At 66.1% G+C, this 16342-nt stretch carries 17 protein-coding genes and 1 pseudogene; 14 read left to right on the top strand and 4 right to left on the bottom strand.

What is annotated here, in order from left to right; genetic code table 11:
* The first annotated feature begins 58 nt into the window (after positions 1 to 58).
* The 3 genes from BN972_RS19490 to BN972_RS19480 are packed head-to-tail and all read left to right on the top strand — an operon-like array spanning position 59 to position 3286.
* The gene (locus tag BN972_RS19490; RefSeq protein ID WP_036363415.1) at positions 59 to 1144 is read left to right on the top strand and encodes an NAD(P)H-dependent amine dehydrogenase family protein; all 1086 of its coding nucleotides are present in this window, start codon (positions 59 to 61) and stop codon (positions 1142 to 1144) included.
* Positions 1145 to 1161: 17 nt separating this feature from the next.
* Positions 1162 to 1923: a glucose 1-dehydrogenase gene (locus BN972_RS19485; RefSeq protein ID WP_036361519.1), complete on the top strand. Its 762-nt coding sequence runs from the start codon at positions 1162 to 1164 to the stop codon at positions 1921 to 1923.
* Positions 1924 to 1942: 19 nt separating this feature from the next.
* Positions 1943 to 3286 (top strand): FAD-binding oxidoreductase, encoded by a 1344-nt coding sequence (locus tag BN972_RS19480; RefSeq protein ID WP_036361517.1) that lies wholly within the window; start codon positions 1943 to 1945, stop codon positions 3284 to 3286.
* On the opposite strand, the gene BN972_RS19475 is transcribed toward BN972_RS19480, so the two are convergent.
* The 3 genes from BN972_RS19475 to BN972_RS19465 are packed head-to-tail and all read right to left on the bottom strand — an operon-like array spanning position 3287 to position 5543.
* Positions 3287 to 3841, bottom strand: coding sequence for a TetR/AcrR family transcriptional regulator (locus tag BN972_RS19475; protein ID WP_036361515.1), 555 nt, complete (start codon positions 3839 to 3841; stop codon positions 3287 to 3289).
* Entirely contained in the window at positions 3838 to 4683 is an 846-nt protein-coding gene (locus tag BN972_RS19470) for a thioesterase family protein (protein ID WP_036361513.1), read from the bottom strand. Before BN972_RS19470 ends, BN972_RS19475 begins: the two co-directional genes overlap by 4 nt.
* Before the next feature lie 38 nt (positions 4684 to 4721).
* Entirely contained in the window at positions 4722 to 5543 is an 822-nt protein-coding gene (locus BN972_RS19465) for an SMP-30/gluconolactonase/LRE family protein (RefSeq protein ID WP_036361511.1), read from the bottom strand.
* Between the two features lie 117 nt (positions 5544 to 5660).
* Here BN972_RS19465 and BN972_RS19460 point away from each other — a divergent pair, with 117 nt between their 5' ends.
* Genes BN972_RS19460 through BN972_RS19450 form a run of 3 tightly spaced genes read left to right on the top strand, consistent with a single transcriptional unit; the run spans position 5661 to position 8656 of the window.
* Positions 5661 to 6551, top strand: coding sequence for an acyl-CoA thioesterase (locus tag BN972_RS19460; protein WP_080697025.1), 891 nt, complete (start codon positions 5661 to 5663; stop codon positions 6549 to 6551).
* Positions 6552 to 6556: 5 nt separating this feature from the next.
* Positions 6557 to 7477: an LLM class F420-dependent oxidoreductase gene (locus tag BN972_RS19455; RefSeq protein WP_036361509.1), complete on the top strand. Its 921-nt coding sequence runs from the start codon at positions 6557 to 6559 to the stop codon at positions 7475 to 7477.
* Positions 7478 to 8656 (top strand): acyl-CoA dehydrogenase family protein, encoded by a 1179-nt coding sequence (locus BN972_RS19450; RefSeq protein WP_036361507.1) that lies wholly within the window; start codon positions 7478 to 7480, stop codon positions 8654 to 8656.
* On the opposite strand, the gene BN972_RS19445 is transcribed toward BN972_RS19450, so the two are convergent.
* On the bottom strand, positions 8617 to 9306 hold the full coding sequence (locus tag BN972_RS19445; protein WP_036361506.1) for a DUF427 domain-containing protein: 690 nt from the start codon (positions 9304 to 9306) through the stop codon (positions 8617 to 8619). The genes BN972_RS19450 and BN972_RS19445 overlap by 40 nt on opposite strands.
* 114 nt (positions 9307 to 9420) lie before the next feature.
* Between BN972_RS19445 and BN972_RS19440 the strand changes: the two are divergent.
* The 8 genes and pseudogenes from BN972_RS19440 to BN972_RS19405 form a co-directional block, all read left to right on the top strand.
* Positions 9421 to 10560: pseudogene (locus BN972_RS19440) on the top strand (HNH endonuclease signature motif containing protein); the annotation flags it as partial.
* Positions 10561 to 10583: 23 nt separating this feature from the next.
* On the top strand, positions 10584 to 12059 hold the full coding sequence (locus BN972_RS19435; RefSeq protein WP_036361504.1) for a recombinase family protein: 1476 nt from the start codon (positions 10584 to 10586) through the stop codon (positions 12057 to 12059).
* The gene (locus BN972_RS19430) at positions 12056 to 12565 is read left to right on the top strand and encodes a hypothetical protein (RefSeq protein WP_036361503.1); all 510 of its coding nucleotides are present in this window, start codon (positions 12056 to 12058) and stop codon (positions 12563 to 12565) included. Before BN972_RS19435 ends, BN972_RS19430 begins: the two co-directional genes overlap by 4 nt.
* A gap of 119 nt (positions 12566 to 12684) precedes the next feature.
* A complete protein-coding gene (locus BN972_RS19425) occupies positions 12685 to 12912 on the top strand; it encodes a hypothetical protein (RefSeq protein ID WP_036361501.1) in 228 nt (75 codons plus the stop codon).
* The gene (locus BN972_RS19420) at positions 12909 to 13451 is read left to right on the top strand and encodes a hypothetical protein (protein WP_036361499.1); all 543 of its coding nucleotides are present in this window, start codon (positions 12909 to 12911) and stop codon (positions 13449 to 13451) included. The genes BN972_RS19425 and BN972_RS19420 overlap by 4 nt, the downstream gene beginning before the upstream one ends.
* A gap of 57 nt (positions 13452 to 13508) precedes the next feature.
* A complete protein-coding gene (locus BN972_RS19415) occupies positions 13509 to 14159 on the top strand; it encodes a hypothetical protein (RefSeq protein ID WP_142277114.1) in 651 nt (216 codons plus the stop codon).
* Positions 14160 to 14345: 186 nt separating this feature from the next.
* Entirely contained in the window at positions 14346 to 15938 is a 1593-nt protein-coding gene (locus tag BN972_RS19410; RefSeq protein WP_200869751.1) for a DNA polymerase, read from the top strand.
* 153 nt (positions 15939 to 16091) lie between these two features.
* The gene (locus BN972_RS19405) at positions 16092 to 16301 is read left to right on the top strand and encodes a hypothetical protein (RefSeq protein ID WP_036361496.1); all 210 of its coding nucleotides are present in this window, start codon (positions 16092 to 16094) and stop codon (positions 16299 to 16301) included.
* Positions 16302 to 16342: the final 41 nt, after the last annotated feature.

Here is a 16342-nt window from a genome sequence, read left to right as displayed (position 1 = left end):
GTGCTGACGAAATTATGGACTAGTGTCTAGAAAAGTCAGCTTCGAGATGGAGGCACTCATGGCGATTCGCGTCGCCCACGTCGGCACCGGGAATGTCGGTGGGCTCGCCCTCGCCGCACTCATCACCAACCCGCAGTTCGAACTGACCGGCGTCTGCGTCTCCACGCCGGAGAAGGTGGGCAAGGACGCCGGCGATCTCTGCGGGGTCGGACTGGACCAGCCGGTTCAGACCGGTGTCAAAGCCGTGAACAACCTCGACGAGCTATTGGCCGCCAAGCCCGACTGCGTCGTCTACTGCGCGATGGGCGATACCCGGCTACCTGATGCAATGGCCGACGTCATGCGCATCCTGGCCGCAGGGGTCAACGTCGTGGGCTCGGCGCCGGGCCTGCTGCAGTATCCGTGGGGCGTGATGCCCGACAAGTACATCGACCGGGTTGAAGCAGCCGCGCGACAAGGCAATTCGAGCATTTTCATCACCGGTGTGGACCCGGGGTTCATCAACGACCTGCTGCCGTTCGCGCTGGCGGGAACCTGCCAGCACATCGAGCAGGTGCGCTGCATGGAAATTCACGACTACGCGAGTTACGACGGTGCCGAGGTCATGCACTACATGGGGTTCGCCCGGCCGTTGGACGAGGTGCCGATGCTGCTACAACCCGGGGTGCTCAGCATCGCGTGGGGAACGGCGATCCGGCAACTGGCCGCCGGTCTGGGTATCGAAATCGACGAGATCACCGAGTCGTATCGGCGCGAACCGGCACCGGAGGACTTCGATATCGCGGTCGGACATGTGGCCAAAGGAACGCTGGCCGCGCTGCAATTCGAGATTCGCGGCATGGTCAACGGCCGGCCGGTGATCGTGATCGAGCACATCACCCGGCTACGGCCCGACCTGCAGCCGGACTGGCCGCAGCCCGCTGCCGGGGGCGGCTCCTATCGCATCGAGATCACCGGCGAGCCGTCGTATGCGGTGGACATCGTGCCCAGCAGCCGCAAGGGCGACCACAACCACGCGGCGATCGTCGGCGCGGCGGGGCGGATCGTCAACTCAATCCCGGCGGTCGTCGTGGCCCCACCCGGAATCCGGCACACTCTCGACCTACCACTGATCAGCGGCAAGGGTCTGGTCACACCGAACTAAACGGAAAGGAGCCCTTGATGGGGCGAGTAGACGGCAAAGTCGCATTGATCAGTGGTGGCGCACGGGGGATGGGGGCCGAGGACGCGCGCCTGCTGGCGGCCGAGGGTGCCAAGGTGGTGATCGGCGATATCCGTGATGACGAGGGCAAGGCGCTGGCTTCTGAAATAAACGGTGCGATCGGTGACGCGGCGCGCTATGTCCATCTCGACGTGACCCAACTCGATCAGTGGGAGGCCGCGGTGGCCACCGCCACCGGCGAGTTCGGCAAGCTCGACGTGCTGGTGAACAACGCCGGCATCGTCGCGGCGGGGCCGCTGCGCGAGTTCCGGATGGACAAGTGGCAGAAGGTCATTGACGTCAACCTGACCGGGACCTTCCTGGGCATGCGCGCGGCCGTCGACCCGATGACCGAGGCCGGCGGCGGGTCCATCATCAACGTGTCCTCGATTGAGGGGATCCGCGGCGCGCCGCTGGTGCATCCGTATGTCGCCTCGAAATGGGCGGTGCGCGGCATCACCAAGTCGGCGGCGCTGGAGCTGGCGCCGCTGAACATCCGGGTCAACTCGCTGCACCCCGGCTTCATCCGCACCCCGATGACCGCACACCTGCCCGAGGACATGGTCACCATCCCGCTGGGCCGGCCGGCCGAGGCGCGCGAGGTGGCCACCTTCGTCGTCTTCCTGGCCAGCGACGAGGCGTCCTACGCCACCGGCAGCGAGTTCATCATGGACGGCGGGTTGGTGACCGACGTGCCGCACAAGGACTTCAGCGCCGGATGAGCGGATGAGGCTTTAGCGCATGCTGGCGAGCCTGGCCGCCGTGGTGGGCTCCAACCACGTCGTCACCGACCCGGACGTGCTGGCCGGCCGCAGCGTCGACCACACCGGTCGGTACCGCGGACGCGCCAGCGCGCTGGTACGCCCCGGTTCGGCGGACGAGGTCGCCGAGGCGTTGCGGGTGTGCCGCGATGCGGGCGCGTACGTGACAGTGCAGGGCGGCCGGACGTCGCTGGTGGCCGGCACGGTGCCTGAGCACGACGACGTGTTGCTGTCCACTGAAAGGCTCAGTGCGATAAGCGATGTCGATGCCGTGGAGCGGCGGGTGACGGCCGGCGCCGGTGCCACGCTGGCGGCGGTGCAGGGCGCTGCCGCGGCGGCGGGGCTGTTGTTCGGCGTCGATCTGGCCGCGCGCGATACCGCGACCGTCGGCGGCATGGCGTCGACGAATGCCGGCGGTCTGCGGACCGTCCGCTACGGCAACATGGGCGAGCAGGTGCTGGGTCTGGATGTGGCTCTGCCGGACGGCTCGGTGGTGCGCCGGCACTCTGCGGTGCGGCGCGACAACACCGGCTACGACCTGCCGTCGCTGTTCGTCGGGGCGGAGGGCACCCTCGGCGTCATCACCGCGTTGGATCTCCGCCTGCACCCCATCCCGTCGCACCGGGTGACCGCGGTGTGTGGGTTCGACGACCTGGGCGCGCTGGTCGAGGCGGGCCGGGTGTTCGCCGACGTGGACGGCATCGCGGCGTTGGAGTTGATCGACGCCCGGGGCGCGGCGCTGACGGGGAAGCACGCCGGGGTTGGCGCCCCGGTACCCGGTGACTGGCTGTTGCTCGTCGAATTGGCGGGCGACCACGACCAGACCGACCGGCTGGCTGAGCTGCTCGACGGCATTGCGGCTACCGAGGGCTCGGAACCGGCCGTCGGAGTGGATGTGGCTGCGCAGCAACGGTTGTGGCGTATTCGCGAGGCGCTGGCCGAGGTACTCGGCGTGTATGGGCCGCCGCTGAAATTCGATGTGTCGCTGCCGCTGTCAGCGGTGAGCGGATTCGCGCGCGACGCGGTCGAGCTGGTGGGGCGCCACGTGCCCGATGCGCTGCCGGTGCTGTTCGGTCACATCGGCGAGGGCAATCTGCACCTGAACGTGCTGCGCTTCCCGAGCGAGCGCGAGGCGGCGTTGTACGCCGAGATGATGGACCTGATCGCCGGCTGCGGCGGCAACGTCAGCTCCGAACACGGTGTCGGGACCCGCAAGCGGCCCTACCTCTCGATGTCGCGGGAGCCGGCCGACATCGCGGCGATGCGGACGGTCAAGGCGGCGCTGGACCCGACGGGCTACCTCAACGCGGCCGTACTTTTTTAGCTAGCTCTGGTCAGTCCCTTTGATGCCGACGGCATGCCGCAGCTGTGCCAGGAATTGCTCGCCGTCGTCGCTGCGCACCACGTAATGCGAGATGGCGATCCGGATCACGGTGGCCGCTTTCACCGCCGCGTTGGGGCCCGGCAGCAGCCGCTGCAAACCCGCGCGCATCTCCGGGATAACACCTGACATCTGGGCGATCACGTGCTCGGGTTCGATGTCGACCATGCGCACGCCGGAGTAGGAGTATTGGTAGTCGACCATGAATCGCAGTGCGGCATCCAGTCTTTCGACGCCTTTGAGCCCGGCCGTCGCTTTGGCCAACCCCCGTTCGAAGATTTCGCGTTCGTAGCGGGAGAACGCCGAGAGCAATTCCTCTTTGGAGGCGAACCAGCGGTAGAGCGTGGGCCGCGACACCCCGGCCTGGGTGGCGACTTCGGACAGGCTGAGTTTGGTCTTGCCGCTGCGGGCCAGCACCTCGGCTGTGGCGGCCAGGATCCGCTGACGAGTCGAGGTGTCGGTGTCCAGGGTTTCGTCCACCTCGGCATTCTGACTCATGAGTTCTCCCCCGGTGGCTTAGTGGGCTTCGGCGGCCTGGGTCGTACCAGCACGGACTGCTGGATGGCGCCAACCGCGCTGTGTTCGTCGAACAACGTCCCGATCGTCGTTCCGATGCCGTCCGGCCCGTAGCTGGTTTCCGCCCGGATGCCGATCCAGTCTCCCTCCGGGACCCGGAACACGTGCACGGCCAGGTCGGTGTTGAGGAAGGTCCACTTGCTGATGTCCAACTTGCTGCCGATGCCGTTCGCGCAGTCGGCCACCGCGAAGAGCCGCTCCAGCTGGGTCATGGTCTCGCCGGCGACCAAATCGGCGATCGGCCTGATCCACGACTCGCCCGGACCCGGTGTCAGCGGCTCGGTCAGCCACAGCCACTCCAGGCTGTGCACGTAATTGCGGTCCCAGTTCATCGCCTTGAGGTCGCGGTTGTACGCCTCGGACGGCGGGCGGGGCAGCGGAGTGGGCGCGTGTACTACGGCGGTGGTGTCGAGCTTCTGCAGCCGCCAGCCGCTGGCCCGGGCGACCGGCCGGGGTTGACCGTCGGGACCGAGAGCCAGCATCTCGGCGGTGACCAGCTCGATCTGGCGGCCGCCGCGGTCCAGACTCGACCGCACCCACAGGTCACCCTCGGCCGGGACCGGGCCCAGCAGGTCGATGACCACCCGGGACAGGCGGGTGTCCTCGCGCACCTGGCAGCGCTCCAGCGCGCGCACCAGCAACCCCGACACCGGGCCGCCGTGCTGGATGGCCGCCGACCAGGTGCCCCGGGCCAGGTCGGTGGCTCGGAACTTCTCGCCCGCGGCGTCGTCGGCGTCGATCAGCTCGTAGTACGAGTCGGACATCGGACCTCTTTGCTCGGGGGTTCGCTCGGGGGGTTCGCTCAGGGCAGCCCGGCGCCGGGGACTTCCACCCGTACGGCGTCCAGTCGGGACAGGCGTGTTCCCACCAGTCGCTTGGGGTAAGCGTCGGTGCTGGACAGCAGAAACAGGGTGCGGCGTTCCGGTCCGCCCAGCGCGCACGCGATCGCGACCCGGTCGCCCATGTCGATGCGGTCGGTCACCTCGCCGCCTTCGATGATCCGCTCGAACTGGTGCGTCAACGTCATGGCTGTCCATACTCCGCCCCCGGCGTCGAGCGCGATGCCGTCGGGCGGCCCGTCGAGCTTGTCGGCGAACACTCTTCTATCGCTCAGGCTCCCGTCCGGGTCGATGGTGAAGGCGGTGAGCCGCCGCCCCATCGACTCGGCGACGATGAGCGTCGTGCGGTCCGGCGTGATCACCATGCCGTTGGGAAAGTCGAGGTCGGCGGCGACGACGGCCGCGTGGTTATCGGCGTCGAGGCGAAGGATCACCCCACCTTCGTATGCCTGGGAGCCGATGTAGGCACGCCCGCGGTCGTCGACGACCATGTCGCCGAGGTTGGCCGGCGCCAGTTCGGACAGATCGGCAAGGGGGAGTACGGTCTCGCCGTCGTAGCGCAGCACCATCCGGTCCTCCGCCGAGACGATCAGCAGGCAGCCGTCGGGGCGGAAGCCCAGGCCGGACGGCGAGCGCCCAGGCAACGGGACGGTGGTCAGCGAGCCACGGATGTCGGACGTGTGGACGGCTTCGCCGAGCATGTCGGAGAACCACAACAGCCCCTCGAACCAGCGCGGACCCTCGCCGAAGCAAAAGCCGTCGGCCAGCGGTGCAGGCGGCGCCATACCTTTACAAATCACTGCAAAAGTGTCATGCACCACCGGCGTTGCTGTCAACGCGCGGGCAACTTTACAAATAGGGCGCAAAGTGTCACGCTGAGCCGTGAGCTGCCGGAACGAGGGGTGAGCGCTTTGACGACAGAATCCGAACAGGTTCAGTGGTCGGTCCAGAGTCTGCTGGATCTTTTCGAGGTGGAGACGGCCGGACCGGATCGGTTCACCGCACAGACCGGGTTGGCGGGGCAGGACGGCAGGCAGGTCGTGGAGGGCACCCAGGTGGTCGCCCAGGCGATTGTGGCCGTGGCGAATCGCTTCCAGGGCAAGGCGGTTCGGTCCGCGCACGCGGTGTTCGCCCGTGCGGTGATGGTGGGTCCGCCGCTCGAGCTGGTCCTCGACGTGCTGAACGAGGGCCGGTCCACCGCCACCGCGATCGTCTCGGCCGTGCAGAACGGCAAGCGCTGTGTCACTGTGACCGTCCTGACCGACGTTCCGACCGGCGACGTGATTCGCCACCATCTGCCGCGGCCCGACGTCGCGGCACCCGCGGACGCGCACAGTTCCGAGATGCCGATGCTGGGCCGGGAGGTGCGGGTGGTCGACGTGGTCGATGTCAACAGTCCCGACGAGGTCGGCCCGCCGGAGTTGTACGCGTGGCTGCGCTACGACCCCATCCCCGACCGTGACGACCTCGCCAAGGCGCTCGTCGCGTATTTCACCGGGCACCTGGGTATTTCGACCACGATGCGTGCGCACCCGGGTATCGGCACCAGTCAGGCTCACCTGACCGTGTCGACCGCGCCTATGTCGATCTTCGTGTCCTTCCACGAACCGGTGCGCTGGGACGGCTGGTTGCTCTACTCGCACGAGAGCACCCAGGTGGGTGCGGGAATGTCGTATGTGCGCGGGACGGTGCACACCGAGGCGGGCGAGTTGCTTTGTTCCTTCGCGCAGGAGGCGCTGATCCGTCCGCTGCGCACCAGTGACGCTTCGATCGACGCCGCCGCCCGGTTCTGATTTCCATGCGCTTCACCATCACCCACCCGATGCACAGCCACCCGTACAACCCGGAGCTGGCCAGTGGGTCGGGTATCGCGACGGTGGCGGGGGCGGCGGAGAAGGCGGGATTTCACGGTTTCGGGTTCACCGACCATCCGGCCCCGTCGCAACGCTGGCTGGACGCGGGTGGACACGATGCCTTAGATCCGTTTGCGGCCCTTGGGTTTGCGGCGGCGCACACGACGACCCTGCGATTGATTCCGAACGTGGTGGTGTTGCCTTACCGGAGCCCGTTCGTGGTGGCCAAATCCGGGATGACACTGGATTTGCTTTCGGGTGGCCGGTTCACGCTGGCGGTGGGGGTGGGTTACCTGAAGAAGGAATTCGCCGCGCTGGGAGTGGATTACGACGAGCGTGCCGAGTTGTTCGAAGAAGCCCTGGAAGTGATTCGCGCGGTCTGGACCGGTGACGACATCACCTATGAGGGAAAGCATTTCACCGCGCGCGGGATCACCGCGCACCCGCGTCCGCTCTCCCAACCACACCCACCGATCTGGATCGGCGGCAATACGGTGGCGGCGCGCAAGCGGGTGGCCGAGCATGGTGACGGTTGGTGTCCGTTCGCGGCGCCGGCGGGTTTGGCGCGCACCGCGGGCACCGCGGTCATCGATTCGGTCGACGCCCTCGCGTCCGGCATCGACGACATGCGTCGGCGGTGCGAAGCGGCCGGCAAGGACCCCGCGGCCGTCGACATCACCTTCACCAACTTCGAGGGCGGCAGCCCCGCGGCCGACGACTTCAACGCCGACGCATACCTGGCCGGTGTGGAAAAGCTTGCGGCCCTTGGTGTCACCTGGTTACAGGTGGGACTGCCCGGTGACAGCGTGTCGCATGCGGTGGAAAGTATCGACAGGTTTGGTTCGCTGGTAATCGATGTGATCTGAATGGATTTCGCACGCGTATCCCTCTCCGATGAGGACGAAGCGTTCTACCGGCACACCCGGGCCTTCATCACCGAACACGTCACCGACGACGTGCGCCGCCGCAACCGCGAGTTCGGTGAAAATTTTGACGAGGGCGTGCATTTGGCGTTGGGCGAAGCCGGTTACCTGGCCGGGGATTTCAAGCCCGACTCCGACGGCGGCTTCAGCGCGGTGCGGCGGCGGATCTTCAACCTGGAGATCGGCCGGGCGCACACCCCTTGGTATCACTGGGGCACCACATCGGCGGTCGCGCGCTTGGTAGCGGAGTTCGCTCAACCGGAACTGGTGGACATGGTGCTGCCGGGCGTGCTTTCCGGGCACATCAGGCTGTGTCTGGGATACACCGAGCCCGAGGGCGGATCCGACGTTGCCACCTGCAAGACGCGCGCGGTGCGGGAGGCGGATGGATCGTGGGTCATCAATGGCTCCAAGATGTTCACCTCGAACGCGCAGAACGCCAAGTACGTCTTTCTGCTCACCAATACCGATCCTCAGGGGCCAAAGCACCGGAACCTGACCATGTTCCTGGTCCCGCTGGATTCACCCGGCATCGAGATTCAGGGGATTCGCACCCTCGACGGTGACCGCACCAACATCGTCTTCTACAGCGACGTCCAGGTCGACGACCTGTACCGGATCGGCGAGGTGAACGACGGCTGGACGGTGATGCGGTCAGCGCTCGCGGCCGAACACGGCCTGACACAGGGCGATGACGAGGGCCTGCAGGACGCTGGAACCATGGCAGGACACGGCATGCTGATGGCGGAGGCCGTCGACCGGGTCGCCGCGTTGGTCTCTATCGCCGACGACTCAGTCCAGTACCGCCTCGGACGCGATTTCGCCCGTGTCGAGGCGGCGTTGTCCACGCCCAGCATGTACGGCCGCGTCGCGATCGGGCAGACGATGCGTGACATTTCCGGCGATCTGATGGATTTGTTGGGGCCTGCGTCGGCGTTGCCGACCGAAGTCAAGGGCTCGCCCGACGACGGCGTGACCGAACACCTCTTCCGGTTGTCCCTGCCGATGGGGATCTACGGCGGCAGTCTGGAAGTGTTCCGCAACATGATTGCCCAGCACGAACTGCGGCTGGGGCGGCCGGTTTACGGCGCGTCTGGCGCGGGCAACTCCGCCTCGAGCTGAACCTTTTCCGCATCGAAGCTCAAATAGCCTCTGATGAGGGAACTTTCGGGTAGCGGTTCGTCGTAACTCCAGGCGATGTCCTCGATGACGGCGTCACCATCGAGGATGGCCGCCCAGTAAGTGGCGACGCCCTTGTAGTTGCAGTACGACGAGGTCGCGGTTTTCTGCAACAGGTCTGTTCTGACGTGCTTGGGTGCCACGTAAAGCCTTGGCGCTAGCGCGGTCTCGAACACGATGACGGTGTCGTCGGTGTCCACCAGCGGGATGCCATGGACGGTGACGCGCAGCCGTCTGGTGGTCGGACGGCAGTCCACCCGGTGATAGGGGTTCGGTGGATAGTGCACCAACTTGCGGCCCTCCTCGAACCAGGCGTCCACCGCGTCCCACGGAACGTGCACGTAGCCGGGCGCTTCGGGCTCGGGCTCGGTGGACAAGCCGGTGATGTCTTCGGTGGGAAATGCGTAGCTGAGCGGGCGATTTCGCCGGTGCACCAGCAGCGCCTTCTCGGTGTCGATGACGGTCCGCCCTTGGTGGACGGCCTGAATCCGGCGCGGATGGGGTTCGATGTACACCACCTCTGCAGGTATCGGCGGTGCAAAGCGGCCCGCGGGAGCGGCACTCAGTGGGCCGCGGCCGGCGACCAAGCTCATGGGTGTTCCTCCGGTGTCTGATTGTCTCTAGCTTTTCAGGTGCGGCGAGGGTTTATCCACAGCCCGGGTGCTTTGCGCAGCAGGGCGTCAGTGGACGGCACTAGAATCGAAAATATGTTCGATATTGCGGCCCATCTGGATCCGGCGGACTTGATCGCCGCGATCGGGTCGACACATCGTCAAGAGTCGATCCTGGTGGCGCGGCGGATGGCGGCGGTGGCGGCATTGTTGCGGCAGCGGACGGCCAGCGCGGAGCGCGCCGAGCGTCAGCCGGGTTACTCCGACATCGACGGATTCGACCAGACCAAGGCCGAAGTGGCGGCGGCGATGAACCTCTCTCCACTGGCGGCGAGCTACCTGGTCTTGGATGCGGCTGCACTGGATACCCGCTTGCCGAAGCTGGCGGCTCTGCTTTCGGAGGGGCGGGTGGACTGGCGCACGGCGCGGTTGATCATCAGTCGCACCGCGTTGGTCGGCGACGAGGAGCTGATCTCAAAACTGGACGAGGGGCTCGCGGCACGAATCGGCAACTGGCACGGCTGGTCGCGTCAAAGGATCATCAACGAGGTCGACGCGGCGGTCAAAAAGATCGATCCCGATGCCGTGCGGGAGCGTCGCGAGACCGCCGAGGACGAGCGTCGCATCAGGATCGACAACTTGGACAACGGGATGGCCGAGGTCAGCGGAACGGTTACCGCGACCATCGCCACGGCGTTTGATCAGGCGCTGTCACACCTGGCCAAGCAGGTCTGCGACACGGACCCGCGCACCATGGATCAGCGTCGCGCCGATGCCCTTGGTCCGCTGGTCGAAGGTCGTCGATTGCCTTGCCGCTGCGGTCATCCCGGCTGCCCGGCCGCATCCGACGGCAATGACCAGGCACCCAGTGGTGCTCGGGTGGTGATCAACGTCGTTGCTGGGGAGGAGACCGTGCTGGGCGACGGCGCAGAGCCGGGCTATCTGATGGGCTATGGCGTGATAGACGCCGAACAGGTCCGCGAATTGCTCGCGTCTGCTGCCGTGCACGTGGTCGATCCCTACACCACCCCGGTGCGGGCGCTGGATTACCAGCCGCCCGCCGCGCTGGTGCGCGCGGTGCAATGCCGGGACCTCACCTGCCGTTTTCCTGGATGCAGTCGGCCGGCCGTCCGATGCGACTTGGACCACACCATCCCCTTCAACCACCAGGATCCCGGTGCCGGCGGCAAGACGGTGTTCGGGAACCTCAAATGCCTGTGCCGCCAACAATACCGACAGCTTGAAGTACGCTTTAGTGCATGAGTGTTGTTCAGGCCGAGAATGGCGTGGTCAGGGCCGGTTGCTATTGCCGAATTTCATCGGACCCGAAGGACAGGCGCGAAGGCGTCGAGCGCCAGCGCGAGGACACCATCGCATTGTGCGAAGTCAAGGGCTGGACCCCGGTGGGCTATTACGTCGACAACGACCGCTCGGCGTCCAACGGCAAGGACCGACCCGAATGGGATCGTCTGCTGGCCGACGTGCAGGCCGGGAAGATCGACGCCATCGCCGCGTGGGATCAGGACCGCGGCTGGCGCATGATGCACGAATTGGAACAGTTGCGCAGGTTCTTCACCGCGCTGGGCCGCCGAGTTCTGTTGGCTACCACCGGGCAGGGCGACATCGACCTGTACTCGCCGACCGGGGTGTTGGCCGCGCAGATCAAGACGGCGGTGTCCGAGCATGAGATCGCCATGATGAAGGTCCGGATGCGCCGCGCCGCCCGCCAGCGCGCCGAGCAGGGCATCCCGAAGTGGACGCGGGCGTTCGGCTACCTCCGCGACACCCATCAGCCCGACCCCGTCACGGCGCCGCTAGTCAGGCAGGCGTACGCGGCGGTGCTGGCCGGGTCGTCGCTGCGCGAGGTGGCGCGGCTGTTCAACGAGGCCGGCACCTACGGGTTGAACGGCAAGCCATGGACCCCATCCACCGTGAGCCTGTTCCTGCGCAAGTCCCGCAACGCCGGTCTGCGTGCCCACAATAATGAGATCGTCGGCAAGGGCACCTGGCCGGCGCTGGTGGACGAGTCGACGTGGCGGGCCGCCCAGGCGGTGCTAGACGCGCCGGGCCGCAAGCCGGGCCGCAAGAGCGTGCGTCAGCACCTGCTGACCGGGGTGATGCGGTGTGGCAAACCGGGCTGCGCCGGCTATCTGTCAGGGCAGTGGGTGATGCAGAAGACTGGCGGCAAGCCTGGACGGCCCAAGGCAGGCCAGAAGAAAGAACCCCATAGCGGGCAGGTGGCGCATTCGATCACCTACGCCTGCAAGCAATGTCGCGGCTGCTCGGTGCGCGCCGAGCACGTTGAGCCACTGCTCATCGGTCTGGTGGCGGGCCGGTTGGCCAAGCCCGACGCGGTGGACCTGCTCAAGGCCGAGGTTCACGACGAGGCCGAGGCTGAGCGGCTGCGACTGGAGAAGAACACCCTCTACAGCGAGTTGGACAAGCTCGCGGTGGAGCGCGCCAACGGGCTGCTGACCGGCCGTCAGGTGCAGATCGCCACCGAGGTGGTACAGCAGCAAATCGACGCCATCGAATGCAAAGAACAGGATACCGAGCGGCTGCGGGTGTTCGACGGCATCCCGCTGGGCACACTGGAAGCGGCCGCCGCGGTCAAGCAGTTGTCACCGGATCGGTTGCGCGCCGTCATGGACGTGCTGATGACCGTCACAGTGGCCCCGACGGGAAAGGGCGGTCACGTGTTCAATCCCGAACGGGTGCAGGTGAATTGGCGATGAGGCAGCTTTACGTTCAGGTGTGCGACGGCAAGCGGAAGCAACCGCACCCGCCGGTCGAGTTGGGCGAGTTCGAGGACTGCCGCGCCGACCCGATTGACCGCAGCGGCTTCGAGACGGCCATTGAGGAGCAAATCGCCCAACGGCAGGCGCTGGGCCTGTCGGTGGCGCCGCGGCCGGCGCCACGGGTGCAAGGCCCGGTACTCCGGTGGCGTCCGGCCGGCCCGCGGAACGCCGACCGCAAGGACGACCCGCTCAGAATCGACAGCCGCGCCGAGAGCAAGGCCGGCTACACCTTCCGATTCGAATGCACCCATCCCGGCTGCGGCCGCAAGCAACTGGTGACCGAGCGCACGGTCGGGCTGGTCATCGACGCCCGCGGCGCTGGCGCACCGCTCGACGACGCTGGCCGGCGCGTGCTGAGCATGCGCGACTTCGACGACGTCGGAAACGAAATCGCCGCGGCGGCCCGGCGTGTCGATCCGCCGCCTGTCGGACCCACCGCGTAGGTTCATCGCCAGTACGCCTACGCGCGTGCCGCGCTGGTCCGGGCATCCGGGTGACTGGCATCCGTTTGGACACCACGGCAATAGCTGCCGGGGTGTCCAGCTGATGCTGGGAGTGCCCGTTGCTTTCTGTCAAGCCTGTCAAGCAAGCCAAAGGCCGCCTCGGTGGCCTGACCTCTCGCCGCCCCACCGGTGACCCCGAGATCACCGAGGCCCGCCGCGAGCTACACGCCGCGAAGATCGCGGCCTACATCGAGAAGGTGCTCACCGAAGCGCCGCCGCTGAGCGATCAGCAGCGCACCGCGCTGGCCGAGCTGCTGCGCCCCGCCCGTAAAGGGGGTGCGGCATGAGCGGCGACGGCGTGGGGCCGTCTGAAAGGGAAGAACCCGGCGCCATTCCTGACACCGGGTCCAACCACAAGTCAGCAGGCACCACCCACACCGATCAGCCCAAGGGCGCAACGGCGGTTCGAGAGCTGTGCGGCGGCGCGGACCCGCTGGCTGGCGTGTTTCCCGGCCAGGTCGCCCAGGATCTCTGGCGCGAGCGCTGGTGTGGGACGTGCCATCAGCCTGACGAGGCAACCCGCCGAGTACTCGACCACGGCCCTGGTTGCCCGATTCTGGCTCAGGCGTTGAAGGGGACGGTGCCGCCGGAGTGGCGGCGTTACCACTCCCACCGGCACCGGCACGACGCGGGAGACCTCTACCGCTGCGGGGGCTACCTCGATCGGCCGCCGGTATACCGCCGACCGAGGGCGAAGGCCAAGGGGGTGCAGGAGGCGCTATTCGACACCCCGCAACCGCAGCAGCGGTTGCTCGTCGAGGTCGAAGGTTGGCCTGATTACGCCGTGCTCGCTCGTAACGCGGCCGAGCCGCCGGGCGCCGCGTGAAACCTCTACACGAGCGTTCCACATCCACCCACACATTCGGACCGAAAAGGAAGTTTGATGACAATGATTCAACCGCCAGCCTCAACTGAACCGCAGTACTCACTGAATGGGACCGATCCCGCGGACGATGCGAAAGCGCCGGCCGATCCGAACGCGTCGGTCGATCCGTTTGACCCGGCCGCGCTTCGCGTGGGAGTGATGGCTGATATCGAGGTCGAGCGTGTCCTGACTGCTGTTCCGGTGCGCAGACCGAAGCGCACCGAGTTCTTTCGGGTGCACCCCGACTTTGTGCTGGACACGCTTTTGTTGGAGCGGGACAGTGGCATGGACAAGGACAGCTACTTGGTAGTGCCAGAGCTTCAGCATTTGGTGCTTCCCGAGCTCCGCAGAACGCGCCTGTTCGTTGCAATCACCAAGCGAGGCACGGTGTTTCTGTGGCCGGTGAAGTTGCCGATGGAGGGCAACGACAGCGGCCGGCGGGTGGCCGAGACCGCGCTTCAGGGAGCTGAACAGGCTAAGCGCTCATGGGTTCGGCTCAGTTGGAGCCGCGATCTTGGTGGCTACGAGATGCTGCGCGCCAAGGGCGATCTGGGCACTCCGCAATGGCCGGAGAAGAGTTTCCGTGACCTGATCGAAATTGCGTTCCAGCACCACCTGATCAACCGCCCGGATCACGAAGTGATCAGGGAGCTCGCCGGGGAGTGCTAGGTCGTGCTCGGATTGCCGTTTCGGGAGGTCTGGGCCCTCGACTTCGAGTTCGTCTCGGAGCCGGGGGCCCTGCCCGTCCCGGTGTGTCTGGTCGCCCGTGAGCTCGGCACCAACAAATTGATTCGGCTGTGGCACGACGAACTCGGCGCAGTACCGCCGTTCCCGGTTGACGACGACACCCTTTTCGTGGCCTACTTCGCCACCGCCGAGCTCGGGTGTTTCCTTCAGTTGGGCTGGCCGATGCCGACGCGGATCCTGGACCTGTACACCGAATTCCGCAACGCCACCAACGGAATTCAGTTACCCAATGGCCGCAGCCTGCTGAGCGCCTTATCGCATCACGGTATCGCGTCGATCACCGCGGAGCACAAAACCCAGGAGCGCGCCCTGGTGATGGCCGGCGGGCCGTGGACACCGACAGAACGCCACCGCATTCTGGATTACTGCCAAACCGACGTTGACCCGCTCGGGCCGCTTCTAGAACGCATGCTGCCAGGTATCTGCTCCCGTCCCAACGGTTTAGGTCAAGCGCTGCTGCGGGGCCGCTACATGGCCGCGGCGGCTCGGATGGAACGTGCCGGCGTGCCGATTGACAGCGCAACGCTAGAGCGTCTGCGGAAGCATTGGGCAGGGATAAAGCTCGACCTGGTCCGGGCCATAGACAACGATTACGGCGTCTACGACGGCACGACGTTCAAGGCCGGACTCTTTGCGGGATACCTTGCCAATAACCACATCGACTGGCCCAAGACCCCGACCGGCCGCCTGCAACTGGATCAGGACACATTCCGCGACATGGCGAAGCGATATCCGGCGCTAGAACCACTCAAAGAGGTACGTCATGCGCTCAGCGAGCTTCGCCTAGAAAAACTGGCTGTCGGCCCGGATAACCGAAACCGGGCGCTGTTGAGCCCTTTCGGTGCTTCCACTGGCCGCAATACCCCCAGCAATAACCAGTTCATCTTCGGGCCGAGCGTGTGGCTGCGCGGCCTGATCAAACCGCCTGAAGGCCGCGCCCTGGCCTACGTCGACTGGAAGTCCCAAGAGGTCTACATCGCCGCCAAGCTCTCCGGCGATCAGGCATTGCTGAACGCTGTGCTCTCCGGTGACCCGTACTTGACGTTCGCCAAGATGGCCGGCCTCGCACCAACAGACGCAACCAAGCAGTCCCACAAACCAATTCGGGATATTTGCAAGACCTGTGTGCTGGGCACCAACTACGGGATGCAGGCCGCGAGCCTGGCTGCGCGGACCGGGCTGTCGGTGATCGACGCCGAGCACCTGCTTCTCAAGCTGGCGCAAACGTTTCCGGTGTTCACCGCGTGGGCCGATCACGCTGTCAACGTCGGCCAACTCGCCGGATATCTGTCGACGGTGTTCGGGTGGACGTTGCGGACAGAGAACACGCCGAGGCCGACCACGCTAAGAAATTTCCCCATGCAAGCCAACGGCGCGGAGATGCTGCGGTTGGCGTGCTGCCTAGCCACCGAGAGAGGAATTCAGGTCTGCGCTCCAGTCCATGACGCGGTACTGATCGAGGCCGATGCCAGCGCGATCGACGACACGGTCGCCGCTACCCGCGTCGCGATGGCCGAAGCATCCCTAATCGTGCTGGACGGCTTGGAGGTTGACACCGACGTGGAAATCATCGCCTGGCCTGACCGGTATGCCGACGCCCGGGGCCGCGTGATGTGGGAGCGAATATCGGAAATTCTGAATGACCTCGACGGTCGAAAGGGTCGGGGAGGTCAGAGGGATCAGAGGGGTCAGCGTGGTTAAGACGGTGGAGGAGGTTAAGGGGATCAGCAGGGTCAAGGGGAAGGGTTTATATCTATTCCCTCCCTACCACCCTGAAATCTTATTAATAGACGCAAGTCTGGGGTTGTCAAGCTCTGGCGAATACGCAGACTCCTGCGCACTTAACACAGCACGATGAACACCGATCACGGTGCGGCCGCAACCACCGCCCTGCTGTGCTGGACGCCAGAAGGCTGCGAGATCACTTACTGGACCAACGCCGCCGAAGCCGCCGAGGCTGACGCCGCGCTGGCACCCTGCGAACCGCAGCGCGAGCAACTGCACGACATCGTCACCGTGCGCGAAGGCCGCTACCGCGTCCTCTCACTCAATGAGGGCCGATGAGCGCCGCCCGCCGCGCGGGGGGGGGGCGGGACGGGACGCGA

The sequence above is a fragment of the Mycobacterium asiaticum DSM 44297 genome, assembly GCF_000613245.1.
Lineage (GTDB): Bacteria > Actinomycetota > Actinomycetes > Mycobacteriales > Mycobacteriaceae > Mycobacterium > Mycobacterium asiaticum.
The sequence above is the reverse complement of the archived record's forward strand: the minus strand, read 5'-3'. Positions and strand labels throughout refer to the sequence as shown.

Coding starts and splice junctions, on each gene's coding strand:
- BN972_RS19475 (WP_036361515.1), bottom strand. CDS start 3,841: ATGAGTCAGAATGCCGAGGTGGACGAAACCCTGGACACCGACACCTCG.
- BN972_RS19485 (WP_036361519.1), top strand. CDS start 1,162: ATGGGGCGAGTAGACGGCAAAGTCGCATTGATCAGTGGTGGCGCACGG.
- BN972_RS19435 (WP_036361504.1), top strand. CDS start 10,584: ATGAGTGTTGTTCAGGCCGAGAATGGCGTGGTCAGGGCCGGTTGCTAT.
- BN972_RS19470 (WP_036361513.1), bottom strand. CDS start 4,683: ATGTCCGACTCGTACTACGAGCTGATCGACGCCGACGACGCCGCGGGC.
- BN972_RS19450 (WP_036361507.1), top strand. CDS start 7,478: ATGGATTTCGCACGCGTATCCCTCTCCGATGAGGACGAAGCGTTCTAC.
- BN972_RS19405 (WP_036361496.1), top strand. CDS start 16,092: ATGAACACCGATCACGGTGCGGCCGCAACCACCGCCCTGCTGTGCTGG.
- BN972_RS19465 (WP_036361511.1), bottom strand. CDS start 5,543: ATGGCGCCGCCTGCACCGCTGGCCGACGGCTTTTGCTTCGGCGAGGGT.
- BN972_RS19455 (WP_036361509.1), top strand. CDS start 6,557: ATGCGCTTCACCATCACCCACCCGATGCACAGCCACCCGTACAACCCG.
- BN972_RS19445 (WP_036361506.1), bottom strand. CDS start 9,306: ATGAGCTTGGTCGCCGGCCGCGGCCCACTGAGTGCCGCTCCCGCGGGC.
- BN972_RS19430 (WP_036361503.1), top strand. CDS start 12,056: ATGAGGCAGCTTTACGTTCAGGTGTGCGACGGCAAGCGGAAGCAACCG.
- BN972_RS19480 (WP_036361517.1), top strand. CDS start 1,943: ATGCTGGCGAGCCTGGCCGCCGTGGTGGGCTCCAACCACGTCGTCACC.
- BN972_RS19490 (WP_036363415.1), top strand. CDS start 59: ATGGCGATTCGCGTCGCCCACGTCGGCACCGGGAATGTCGGTGGGCTC.
- BN972_RS19420 (WP_036361499.1), top strand. CDS start 12,909: ATGAGCGGCGACGGCGTGGGGCCGTCTGAAAGGGAAGAACCCGGCGCC.
- BN972_RS19415 (WP_142277114.1), top strand. CDS start 13,509: ATGACAATGATTCAACCGCCAGCCTCAACTGAACCGCAGTACTCACTG.